General features: G+C 64.4%; 9 protein-coding genes. 6 read left to right on the top strand and 3 right to left on the bottom strand.

Annotation, left to right across the window (positions count from 1 at the left end; translation table 11 throughout):
- Positions 1–132: 132 nt before the first annotated feature.
- Together AC0YKC_RS08175 and AC0YKC_RS08170 are read right to left on the bottom strand one after the other, a co-directional pair.
- Positions 133–396 carry a hypothetical protein gene (locus AC0YKC_RS08175; RefSeq protein WP_027167119.1) on the bottom strand — a complete coding sequence of 88 codons (264 nt, stop codon included), beginning with the start codon at positions 394–396 and terminating at the stop codon, positions 133–135.
- A 290-nt stretch (positions 397–686) separates the two neighbouring features.
- On the bottom strand, positions 687–3,176 hold the full coding sequence (locus tag AC0YKC_RS08170; protein WP_488510734.1) for a mechanosensitive ion channel family protein: 2,490 nt from the start codon (positions 3,174–3,176) through the stop codon (positions 687–689).
- A gap of 193 nt (positions 3,177–3,369) precedes the next feature.
- On the opposite strand from AC0YKC_RS08170, the gene AC0YKC_RS08165 reads away from it, so the two are divergent.
- The 5 genes from AC0YKC_RS08165 (at position 3,370) to AC0YKC_RS08145 (ending at position 10,142) form a co-directional block, all read left to right on the top strand.
- Complete coding sequence (locus AC0YKC_RS08165) at positions 3,370–4,629, top strand: sarcosine oxidase subunit beta (RefSeq protein WP_488510733.1); 1,260 nt, start codon at positions 3,370–3,372, stop codon at positions 4,627–4,629.
- Positions 4,630–4,643: 14 nt separating this feature from the next.
- Positions 4,644–4,922 carry a sarcosine oxidase subunit delta gene (locus tag AC0YKC_RS08160; RefSeq protein ID WP_140541971.1) on the top strand — a complete coding sequence of 93 codons (279 nt, stop codon included), beginning with the start codon at positions 4,644–4,646 and terminating at the stop codon, positions 4,920–4,922.
- Positions 4,919–7,927, top strand: coding sequence for a sarcosine oxidase subunit alpha (locus tag AC0YKC_RS08155; RefSeq protein ID WP_488510732.1), 3,009 nt, complete (start codon positions 4,919–4,921; stop codon positions 7,925–7,927). Before AC0YKC_RS08160 ends, AC0YKC_RS08155 begins: the two co-directional genes overlap by 4 nt.
- A gap of 7 nt (positions 7,928–7,934) precedes the next feature.
- Entirely contained in the window at positions 7,935–8,522 is a 588-nt protein-coding gene (gene soxG, locus AC0YKC_RS08150) for a sarcosine oxidase subunit gamma family protein (RefSeq protein ID WP_488510777.1), read from the top strand.
- 237 nt (positions 8,523–8,759) lie between these two features.
- Entirely contained in the window at positions 8,760–10,142 is a 1,383-nt protein-coding gene (locus AC0YKC_RS08145) for an MFS transporter (RefSeq protein WP_488510731.1), read from the top strand.
- Positions 10,143–10,164: 22 nt separating this feature from the next.
- On the opposite strand, the gene AC0YKC_RS08140 is transcribed toward AC0YKC_RS08145, so the two are convergent.
- The gene (locus tag AC0YKC_RS08140; protein WP_320295284.1) at positions 10,165–10,869 is read right to left on the bottom strand and encodes a nitroreductase; all 705 of its coding nucleotides are present in this window, start codon (positions 10,867–10,869) and stop codon (positions 10,165–10,167) included.
- Between the two features lie 281 nt (positions 10,870–11,150).
- Here AC0YKC_RS08140 and AC0YKC_RS08135 point away from each other — a divergent pair, with 281 nt between their 5' ends.
- Positions 11,151–11,693 carry a helix-turn-helix domain-containing protein gene (locus tag AC0YKC_RS08135; protein WP_488510776.1) on the top strand — a complete coding sequence of 181 codons (543 nt, stop codon included), beginning with the start codon at positions 11,151–11,153 and terminating at the stop codon, positions 11,691–11,693.
- The last annotated feature ends 5 nt before the right edge of the window (positions 11,694–11,698 follow it).

Below are 11,698 nucleotides of genomic sequence, written 5' to 3'. Positions count from 1 at the left end.
GCAGCGAACGTTAAAACGCTCGGTTGCAGGGCGTGGTCTTACCGGTTTTTCGGCGTCATCGTTAAGCGTCGGCTACCGGAAACGATAAAAGGCCGGACATCGGTCCGGCCTTTGCCAATCTTGCGGTGAAGTTTACTTGATGCGGGCCGCGCCGCCCGAAATTTCGACCGTTTCCGAGCCGGTCAGGGCTTCGAGGTCACCATTGGGCAGGGTGACGAAGCAGCCGTTCGAGCAGAACTCCACCGTCTCGCCGGCGGCAAGCGTCAGCTCGCTCTTGGCGCCGCCTTCGGTCACGACCAGGGTCCGCGTCTGAGCGTCCCTGTTGATCGCGCTGGCGGCGAAAGCCGAACCGCCCAGGGCCAGCAAAGCGATGGCGGCAACGACAGACTTCCACATTGCAATTCCGGTGTTTCACACACCGCCTCTGTTCAAATTTGCAAGGCATTCTCGCCCTTTGCATCGAAGCTTATATGAGATGTTACCTGAACCGCAACTGAATGCCGCATTCATGCCACAATCGGTTTCGGCGTCGGATGAGCCACCTAGGTGTATCGAGATTCAGGTCAGGCCGAGTCGAAAATGGCGGGTTCCGAGAACCGGAGCGGAGCGTACTAAAAGTACGTGAGCACCGGAAGCGCAGGAAGCCGCCATTTGCAGGCCGGCCTCACCTGAATATCGATCGCACCTTAGCCCGGGTCGGGCTTGCGGCCCTTGCGCTTCATCTTGGCCAGCCGCTCCCGTTCGGCCGCGGTTTCCGCTTCCAGCCTCTGGCGCTCGGCGAATTCGGCCTCGATCTTGTCGTCGTCGATCGGCCAGGCTTCGTGCTTCTTGCTCTCGACCACGGCGCGCGGCGTCGAGGGAATCTCGACCTGCTCCTCCTCGAAGACATCGAAGATGGCGAAGCGGATGTCGTTCTGCACGACGCTGCCGTTCATGATGTCGGCGACGAACACGCGTATCTCGAATTCGAGCGCGGCCGCCCCGAAATTGGCGAAGAGAACGAATGGCTCGGGATTCTTCAGCACCATCGGATGGGCGCGCGCAATATCCATCAGGATGGCATGGACGCGCTTGACGTCGCTGCCATAGGCGACGCCGACCTTGATGTCGATGCGCCCGAGCTTGTTGCGATGCGTCCAGTTGCCGACCGCATTGTTGATGAGGTTCGAGTTGGGCAGGATCACCGCCTGGCGCTGGAAGGTCTCTATCTCCGTGGCGCGCACGCTGATCTTCCTCACCGTGCCGCTGACGTCGCCCGCGACGATCCAGTCGCCGACCTTGAACGGCCGCTCGGCCAGCAGGATAAGACCCGAAACGAAGTTCGAGACGACGTTCTGCAGGCCAAAGCCGATGCCCAGCGAAAGTGCGCCGGCGACGAGCGCGAGGTTTGAAAGGTCGATACCCGCGGCCGAGATGCCGACCAGGCCGGCAAGCGCGACGCCCGCGTAGCCGACGCCGAGGCGAATGGAGTTGCGTACTCCGGTATCGACCTTGCCGCGCGCCATCACCGAGCCGTCGAGCCAGCCCTGGAACCAGCGGGTCAGGAAATAGCCGATGACGAAGACGACGATGCCGGTGAGGATGCCGAGGAAGGAGATCGTCACCGAGCCGATCTGGACACCGGTGGCGAGCTTATAGGCCCAAGCCTGGATGTCCCCCGGCTGGAAGCCCCACATCAAAAGGATCAGCGGCAGGAAGATCAGCACGATCATGAGGTTGATGGCGATGCTGACCACCAGGCCGAGCTGGTCGAGGGCGGTGTCCTCGTAGCTGGAGTTTTCCGAGAGCCAGCGCCCGACCGAAGTGTCGGCGAAGCCGCCCTCCTCCCCGATCGCACGCGCCGACAGGAAGCCGATATAGGCCGTCACCAGCACGGTGCCGGTCACCACGACCTGGAACGAGACGAAAAGCGCCAGGCCGATATAGCCGAGCAGCGCCGCCGCGATGGTGAACAGGCCAAGCCCGATGGCAAGGAAACGAAGCCATGCCGGCCAGGGGCGCCATGAGCCGTCAGCGGCCCTGAACGGCCGCAGCAGCCCCATCAGGATCAGGATGATGCCGACGATGATGGTGGCGACAAAACCCCTGGCGATCGTCAGCGACAGCGGCGAACCCATCTTCTCGTTGACGACCGCGAGGAAGTAGTTGAGGCCGAGCACGATCGCCATGGCGGTCGTCAGCCCGACGAGCCAGCGTGCGGGACCGGTCGCGACCGGGATCAGGCGCCAGTTGGGCAGTCGCGGTTCGAGCGCCGCATTGGTCAGCCGGTTGACACAGAACACCATGCCGATCACCGTCAGCAAGGCATTGAGGAACGTGCCGATATCGCCGCGCAGCACATTGTAATAATTGAAGAAGAACACAGCCGAGGCGAAGAAGACGCCAAGCGCCAGCGTCGGCAGCAGCGTCGACCAGAAAGCGACCGACAGGCGGCTGAGATAGGACGGCTCCTCGACGGTCGGGTCGGCCTCGAATATGCGGCCGAACAGGCGCCTGCCGCCGATCAACAGCACTGCCGCCAGCGCCAGCGCCATCAGCGTCGCCGCAAGGATAGCCTGGAACTTGAACCTGACGGCGAAGCTCAACCAGGACGATACCGACTTGTAGAGGCCCGAGAACTGGTCATGCGCGTCGGAAAAGGCCTGCGGGCTCAGCGCTTCGGTGAGGTCATAATGCTTGGTGATGACGCTGCGGAAAAGCTCGCTGCGCATGACGGCGATCTTGTCGACCAGCCCGTTGACGCGAATTGACAGGTTCTGCGCGCTGGCGACGACCGCGTTGATCTGAGCTTTTTCCGACGCGAGCGCGCTGCGCTCGTTGCTGACGATCGCCGGCTCGGGAGGCTGCCCCTGCGCCGGTGGCGCGCCGAGCACCTCGACGCGGTTGTTGATGTCGGTGAGGCGCTGCCGGAATGACAGCGCGCTGTTCAGCGCCGCCCGCGAAATATCCTCGAGCTGCAACCGGATGTCGACCAGCCCCGCATCGTCCTGGTCGGGGTCGCTCAGTTTCTTTTCCAGGCCGTCGGTCTTGCCCGTCAGGTCCTGGATGACCTTGGTCTGGTCGGCGATGAGCTGCGACGAACCATGGCCGATCGCCTGCGCCGACGCCTCCAGCGCCGGCTGCCCGAAGACAGCGACGATGACGACCAGTATCAGGCGCAGCAGGCGGAAGAACATGACTGTGTTGGCGACTCGCGGCCGAAAAATCCTCGAAATTTCCGCCCTTGATAGAGACCGGCCTATCGGGCGGCAAGCCGTCCCGATCGCATCGGCGAGAGTCGGCCTGTCGAAAAGCGATGGCGCAATCTTGGCTTTGCGCTTCCCGCCTGCTCTATAGTCTGCCGCTCGCATCATAAGGACGATAAGAAGAATGGCGGAATATTCAGCCTTTTCGCTGCTCAAGAACGCGCTGACCGGCAACAAGGATTGGAAGCCCGCCTGGCGCAAGCCGGACCCCAAGGCTTCCTATGACGTGATTGTCATCGGCGGCGGCGGCCACGGCCTTTCGACCGCCTATTATCTCGCCAAGGAACACGGCATCACCAATGTCGCGGTGCTGGAAAAGGGCTGGCTCGGCTCCGGCAATGTCGGCCGCAACACCACGGCGGTGCGCTCCAATTATCTCTTGCCGCAGAACACCCGCTTCTACGAGCATTCGATGAAGCTGTGGGAGAACCTCTCGCACGACCTCAACTACAACGTCATGTTCTCGCAGCGCGGCTGCCTGAACCTCGCGCACACGCCCGCCCAGCTCGACGATTATGCCCGGCGCGGCAACGCCATGCGCCATCTCGGCGTCGACGCCGAACTGATGAGCGTCGACCAGATCAAGCGGCTCGTGCCAGCGCTGGACGTCTCGGGTTCGGCCCGTTTTCCCGTCCTTGGCGGGCTGATGCAGCCGCGCGCCGGCACCGCCCGGCACGACGCGGTCGCCTGGGGCTATGCGCGCGGCGCCGACCGGCGCGGCGTCGACATCATCGAGAATTGCGAGGTCACCGGCTTCCTGCGCGACGGTGGCCGCATCACCGGCGTTTCGACGACGCGCGGCGAAATCCGCGCCAAGAAGGTCGCGCTTGCGGTTGCCGGCAGCACCGGCCAGGTCATGCGGCTCGCCGGCATTTCGCACATGCCGATCGAAAGTCATGTGCTGCAGGCTTTCGTCTCGGAATCGCTGAAGCCCGTCGTCGATACCGTTCTCACCTTCGGCATGGGCCATTTCTACATTTCGCAATCCGACAAGGGCGGCCTGGTCTATGGCGGCGATCTCGACGGCTACAACAGCTACGCCCAGCGCGGCAGCTTGCCGATCGTCGACGAGGTGATGAGCGAGATGCTGGCGCTGTTCCCCGGCCTAGCCCGGGTGCGCATGCTGCGCTCCTGGGGCGGGCTGTGCGACATGACGATGGACGGCTCGCCGATCATCACCACCGGTCCGCTGCCGGGCATGTATCTCAATTGCGGCTGGTGCTACGGCGGCTTCAAGGCGACGCCCGCATCGGGCTGGTGCTTTGCCTACACCATAGCCAAGGACGAGCCGCACGAGTTCAACGCGCCTTTCACGCTCGACCGCTTCTATCGTGGCTTGATCATCGACGACAAAGGCCAGGGCGCGAACCCGCGGCTGCACTAGGGTTTGGAATAAAGATGCTGATCACCTGTCCTTATTGCGGCCCGCGCGACGTCATCGAATTCACCTACCAGGGCGACGGCAACCGCGAGCGGCCGCAGCCCGCCTCACAGGACCTCGACGCCTGGAACGCCTATGTCTACGACCGGCTGAACCCGGCCGGCGACCACAACGAGATCTGGCAGCATTCCGGCGGTTGCCGCGCACATCTGAGGGTCGTGCGCAACACGCTCACGCATGAGATCCTGAGCACCGCCTTCGCTCGCGGCGGCCACAAGGCGGAGGGCCGCTCGTGAGCCCTCGCCGCACAGAGACAGGCGGTCGGATCGACCGGCTGCGCACCATCCGCTTCACCTTCGACGGCGCGCCCTATACCGGCCATGCCGGCGACACGCTGGCCTCGGCGCTGCTTGCCAACGGCGTGACGCTGTTCGGCCGCTCCTTCAAATATCACCGCCCGCGCGGCCTGCTCGCCGCCGGTGTCGAGGAGCCGAACGCGCTGGTGACGGTGCTGCGCGGCGAAGTGCGCGAGCCGAACATCCCGGCCACCATGGTCGAAATCTATGACGGGCTCGTCGCCGTCAGCCAGAACCGCACGCCCTCGCTTGCCTGGGACATCAGCGCGATCAACCAGCTCGGCGGCAAGATCCTGTCGGCCGGCTTCTACTACAAGACCTTCATGGGTCCGGTGATCGGCCCGCTGAAGGGCACGCGCTTCTGGATGTTCTGCGAGCATTTCATCCGTCGTGCCGCTGGCCTCGGCAAGGCAGGCACGGCACCCGACCCGGCGCGCTACGAGCGCATGAACGCTTTCTGCGACGTGCTGGTCGTCGGCTCCGGTCCGGCCGGCCTGATGGCGGCAAAGGCCGCCGCCGACCAGGGCGCCCGCGTCATCCTCGCAGACCTCGAAGCCCACTTTGGCGGTTCCGCCAACTGGTCCGGCGAAACCATCGACGGCATGCCCGCCGCCGACTGGGCCCAGCGCACCGTTGGGCAGCTCGAAGGCAACGACAATGTTCGCCTTTTGCCGCGCACCACGGTGTGGGGCTATTACGATGGCAACACGCTGGCCGCCCTGGAACGGGTGACCGACCATAAGGAAGTGGCCGCCAAGGGCGAGCCGCGCCAGCGCTACTGGGCGATCCGCGCGGGCACTGTGGTTCTCGCCACCGGCTCCTTCGAGCGGCCGCTGGTGTTCCCGGGCAACGACCGGCCCGGCGTCATGCTGGCGCATGCGGCGGAACGCTACGCAGTTGAATATGGCGTGCTGCCCGGACAGCGCATCGCCCTCTTCACCAACAACGACAGCGCCTACCGCTCGGCCGTTGCCTTGAAGAAGGCCGGCGCCGCCATCGTTGCCATCGTCGATGTCCGCGGTGAAGTCTCGAACGAGATGCGCCGGCTGGCGAGTGATGCGGAGGCCGAGCTGCTTGCCGGCCATGCCGTGGTTGCGACCGAGGGCGGCAAGGCCCTCACCGGCCTCAAGGTGCAGCGCTTCGACGCCATGAGCGGGGCGCTGAGCGGCGACGAACGCAGCATCCATGCCGACAGCCTTCTGATGTCTGGCGGCTGGTCGCCGACCATCCATCTCGCCAGCCAGGCCGGCGCGAAGGCCGAATGGGACCCGGCGAGACAAGCCTTCCTGCCGCCGAAGCCGACGCAGCGCTGGCCAAATCAGCAATGGATTGGCGCCGGCGCCTTCACCGGCAGTTTCTCCACCGCCGAAGCCATTGCCGAAGGCCGCGCGGCCGGCCTTCAGGCGGCTGGCGGCGCGGCTTCATCCGCTCCCCTGCCCGTCGTCGAGGCGGCCCCCGGCGATCCCGATCCGGCGCCGGTCTTCGAGATCAAGGCCAAAGGCAAGAGTTTCGTCGACTTCCAGCACGACGTGACCGCCGAGGACGTGCGGCTGGCGCATCGCGAGGGCTTCGTCTCGGTCGAGCATCTGAAGCGCTACACCACGCTCGGCATGGCGACCGACCAAGGCAAGAACTCCAACGTTCCCGGTCTGGCCATCATGGCCGAGGCGCTCGGCAAGCCGATCCCGGAAGTCGGCACGACGCGCTTCCGTCCGCCTTACACGGCGGTGTCGATCGGCTCGTTGGCCGCCGAGCGCTTCGGCGACCTCAAGCCCGAGCGGCTGACGCCGATGCATGACTGGCACCTCGCCAATGGCGCGCGGATGTATTCGGCCGGCCTATGGTACCGCCCGATGATCTACGGCCTTGCCGGCGAGACGGTCGAGCAAGCCTATGTCCGCGAAGCCAGGGCCACGCGCGAGAGCGCCGGCATCGTCGATGTCTCGACGCTGGGCAAGATCGCCGTGCAAGGGCCCGACGCGGCCGAGCTCCTCGACCGCGTCTACACCAACATGTTTTCCACGCTCGCGGTCGGCAAGGCCCGCTACGGCCTGATGCTGCGCGAGGACGGGCTTGCCTTCGACGACGGCACTACGTGGCGACTCGGCGAACAGGAATTCCTGATGACCACCACCACCGCCAATGCCGGCAAGGTGATGCAGCATCTGGAATATTTCCTCGACGTCATCTGGCCGGAGCTGAAGGTCACCGTCACCTCCGTCACCGATGAATGGGCGGGTGCGGCGATCGGGGGACCGAACGCGCGCACCATCCTTGCTTCCTGCGTTACCGGCACCGCCGTCGACAACGCCGCGCTGCCCTTCATGGGCATCGTCCATGGCCGGATCACCGGCGTTCCGGTGATGATCTGCCGGCTGTCCTTCTCCGGTGAAATGGCGTTCGAAGTCTATTCCGGCGCCGGCTACGGCACCCGCGTCTGGGAAGCCTTGATCGAGGCCGGCAAGCCTTTCGGCCTGGTCACTTACGGACTCGAGGCGCTGGGCACGATGCGCATCGAGAAGGGCCATGTCACCGGCGCCGAGATCGACGGCCGCACCACCGCGCGCGACCTCCATCTCGACTGGATGCTGTCGAAGAAGAAGCCCTTCATCGGTTCGGCCATGATGGACCGGGAAGGCCTGATCGGCTCCGACCGGCTCGAGCTGGTCGGGGTAATTGCGCTCGACAACCGAGCGCTCAACGGCGGCGGGCATATCGTCGAGGAACTGGACGAAGCCAATCCGCACGACTCGCTCGGCCATATCACCGCCTGCTGTTATTCGCCCGCGCTGGGCAAATATATCGCGCTGGCCCTGGTCAGGGGCGGCAAGGCACGTCACGGGACCCGCGCATTCGTCTCCGACCCGCTGCGCAACCGGTTCGGGCCGGTCGAGATCGTTTCCAACCATTTCTACGATCCTGACGGGAGCCGCATGCATGGCTGAGCAGCATTTGCCCGAACGCCAATCGCCGCTCGAGCCGGAATATCATCCGGGCTCGCACGGCAATTTCGAACATGGCGTCGACGTCATCCTGTCCGAGACGCGGCCAGGCTCGATCCTGCAGCTCGCCGCCTGGCCGGGCGAAGAGAAGCGGCTGATCGAGATTATCGGCAAGGTCACCGGGCTCGCTCTGCCGGACGGCGCCGGCGGCGGTGTAAGCAGCGGTGTCCGCGCCGTGTTCGGTTTCGCGCCGGGGAAATTCACCGTGGCGGACGAGGCCGAAGGTCTGGCCGCTTCCTTTGCCGGCGCCGTCACGCCGGCCATCGGCACGCTGACGGACCTTTCGCATGGCCGCACCGCGATCCGCATCGCCGGCCCCAAGGCCGAATGGGTGATGGCGAAATTCTTCGCCATCGACTTCGCCTTGCCGGCCTTCCCGCTTGGCGCTGGACGTTCGACCAACCATCACGACGTCTTCGCGCAGATCCAACGCACAGGCGCCGACCAGTTCGACATCTACGTCTTCCGCTCCTTCGCGCGCTCGTTCTGGAAGGCGTTGTGCCACGCCTCGGAGGAAGTCGGCTACGAGGTGCAATAGAGAGTTGAAGGTGTGTTGATATTCAGGCGAGGCCGGTCTCCAAATAGCGGCATCTGGCACTATGGGCCGCTACAACTGCTGCTTGAGTGCTGGGCCAGCAGGGACGACAGATAAGGAATCATCGGCGTTTGCCAGGGCAAACGTCCGCACAGGCAACCAGTTCGACCATACCTTTCCATGACTGTTGAGACTTCGGCGACGGCCACGACCCGCTTTGCTCCGGCGGGCGGTCCGTCGATGCTGCTGCCAGCGACCGTCGCCTGCGGCGTGTTCATGACCAGCCTCGACCAGAACGTCGTGGTCACCGCGCTGCCCGGCATCGGCGAGAGCCTCGATCGCCCGCCAAGCCAGCTTGGCCTTTTGATCACCGTCTATGTCGCAAGTCTCATCGTCACCATGCCGCTCGGCGGCTGGCTGGCCGACCGTTTTGGACTGCGCAACGTCTATTGCTTCGCGCTGGTCGTCTTTGCCGGCGCTTCGGCGCTGTGCGGCCTTTCGGAAAACATCTGGATGCTGGTCGGCTCGCGCGCCCTGCAGGGCTGCGGCGGCGCGCTGATGGGCACGCTCGGCCAGGTGGTGATCCTGTCCAGCTTCCCGCGGGACCGCACGCTCAAGATCAACATGTATATCTCACTCGCTGGCCAGTCCGGGCCGCTGGTCGGACCGCTCGTCGGCGGCGCGCTCACCACTTACGTCTCCTGGCGCTGGATCTTCTATATCAACATCCCGATCGCGCTGACCGCCGCGATGCTGGCCGCCTCCATGTTCCCCACGACGACCAAGCCGGTCCGCACGCCCTTTGATTTTCCGGGTTTCCTGCTCGTCGGCATCGGCATGGCGCTGCTCGTCTTTGGCATGGATTCGGTCGCCGCCAAGGATGCGGCGAGCAGTCTTATCGGCATCGAGCTTGGCCTGGCGGTCGTCATCCTGACGATTGCCGCCTTCTATTGCCTGCGCGCGCGCAACCCCTTGCTCGACCTCAATCTGCTGCGCATCCGCACCTTCCGCATTGCCTTCCTCACCGGCGGCAGCCTCGACACGATCGGCCTGAGCTCGGTGGTCTTCCTCTTGCCGCTGATGTTCCAGCTCGGCTTCGACATGAGCGCGGTGCAGGCCGGATCGCTGACCTTCGTCGCCGCGATCGGGTCGTTGATGATGCGCTTCTTCATGCCGCGCCTGTTGAACCGCTTCGGCTTCAGGCGCGTGCTGGTCACCAACACGCCGATCGTCGCCTTGCTGGTCGCGGGCTTTGCGTTGATGCAGGAGAGCATGCCGGCCTGGATCGTGCTGGCCTACATCTTCGCCTTCGGCGTCTTCCGCTCGGTGCAATGGGCCTCGACCGGCAATCTATCCTATTCGGACATCGCGCCGGAGCAGCTCGCGCGCTTCAGCGCGCTCTATTACATTTTATGGCAGCTCGCGGTGGCGATCAGCGTCGGTCTCGCGGCGGCGCTGCTGTCGCTGCTTGCCGGCGGCGGCATGGCCAGCGTCGACGACTATCGCATCCTGTTCGTCATCGAAGGGCTGATCACGCTTTGCGCGCTGTCGGCGTATCTGAGGCTGACGCCGCAGGACGGCGCCCATGTCAGCGGGCACGGCGCGCATATGAGCACCGATTAGCCGGCCGAGAAATTCGGCGTCATTATTCCGCGAAGCTTACCCAGTCCTCGAGCGGCGCGCGGTCGGTGCGGAAATCATTCTCCGGCTTCGACGTGTCCTCATAGCCGAGCGCCATGCCGCAGACGACGATCTCTTCGTCGGGAATACCGAGCACCGGCCTGATCTGGCGGTGATAGGGCGCGAAGGCCGCCTGCGGACAGGTATGCAGCCCCCGGCCCCGCGCCGCGACCATGATGTTCTGCAGGAACATGCCGTAGTCGATCCACGACCCCTGATTCAGCCTCCGGTCGATCGTGAAGATCATGCCGACCGGCGCGTCGAAGAAGATGAAGTTGCGGTCGTGCTGCGCCCGCATCTTGTCGACCTCGCGCCGGCCGATGCCGAGCGCGCCGTAAAGCCCGAAGCCGTTGGCGCGGCGGCGCGTGAGGTAAGGTTCGAAGAACTGGTCGGGATAGTAGCGATATTCGTCCCACTCGACCTTTTCGGCGCGGATACCTGAGTTGAGGATGGCATCGCTGATGCGCTGCTTGACCTCGCCCTTGGTCACATAGACGCGCCACGGCTGCATGTTGGTGCCGGACGGCGCGCGCGCGGCGACTGCCAGGATCGCGCGGATTGTGTCGTCATCGACCATATCGGGCAGGAACGCGCGCACCGACCGGCGCGATAGGATCGCCTCGTCGACGATCTCCGCATCCGACGCGATCCGGATGTTCTTCTCAAGCATGGGTCGTCCCTTTCGGCATGGCCAGAAACCCGCAACCCGGTTTCCTTAACGACCATCCGCAGACTATAAGCTAAAACTGGTCCCCGACCGGACGCCCCACTCGCCGCTCGTGCGCGAGCCTTTGCATCAACCGCCGAAAACGCGCAAGCAAATCTTGTGGCCTATGAAAATCTCCTTGATTTTTTCATGATTTTATCCTCTCATGAAATTTATCCAGATTTTTTCACGAGCAACCTTTGACCCCAACCGCGACCAAATCGGAGCAGGACAATGGCGACCGGCTGCTGGCCGGCGACATCCGTGCGCTCCGCAAGGCGCGCGGTCTCACGCTCGCCGAAATTGCGCTCAAGTTAAGCCGTTCGGTCGGTTGGGTCAGCCAGGTCGAGCGCGGCCTCTCGGTTCCTTCGCTCGGTGACTTGAGGGCATTCGCCAGCCTCTTCGACGTTCCGATCAGCCTGTTCTTCAGTCATGATGTGCCTGTCGAAGAGGAACGCGGCGTGGTCGTGCGCGCGGGCAGCCGCCGCTCGCTTGGCACAAGTGAATCCGGCCTGGTGGAGGAGCTTCTATCGCCCGACCTCGGCGGTAGCTTCGAGATGCTGCGCTCGGTCTTCGCGCCGGGCGCGGAGCTGAAGACCGAAACGCGCCGTCCCACGGAAGAAGCGGGCTATGTCGCGACGGGCACGTTCGAGATCGAGATCGACGGCGTCTGGCATCGTCTCGGCGAAGGCGACTCGTTCCGCTTCGAGGGCAAGCCGTTCCGCTGGCGCAATCCAGGCGCCGAGCCGGCGGTCGTCATCTGGGTGGTTTCACCGCCGGTATATTGAGTAAC

It is taken from the genome of Mesorhizobium sp. CNPSo 4661, from assembly GCF_057784215.1.
The sequence above is the reverse complement of the archived record's forward strand: the minus strand, read 5'-3'. Positions and strand labels throughout refer to the sequence as shown.

Bases quoted from the DNA above. Each gene is read 5' to 3' on its own strand.
- AC0YKC_RS08175 (WP_027167119.1), bottom strand. From the start codon at position 396: ATGTGGAAGTCTGTCGTTGCCGCCATCGCTTTGCTGGCCCTGGGCGGT.
- AC0YKC_RS08170 (WP_488510734.1), bottom strand. From the start codon at position 3,176: ATGTTCTTCCGCCTGCTGCGCCTGATACTGGTCGTCATCGTCGCTGTC.
- AC0YKC_RS08165 (WP_488510733.1), top strand. From the start codon at position 3,370: ATGGCGGAATATTCAGCCTTTTCGCTGCTCAAGAACGCGCTGACCGGC.
- AC0YKC_RS08160 (WP_140541971.1), top strand. From the start codon at position 4,644: ATGCTGATCACCTGTCCTTATTGCGGCCCGCGCGACGTCATCGAATTC.
- AC0YKC_RS08145 (WP_488510731.1), top strand. From the start codon at position 8,760: ATGCTGCTGCCAGCGACCGTCGCCTGCGGCGTGTTCATGACCAGCCTC.
- AC0YKC_RS08140 (WP_320295284.1), bottom strand. From the start codon at position 10,869: ATGCTTGAGAAGAACATCCGGATCGCGTCGGATGCGGAGATCGTCGAC.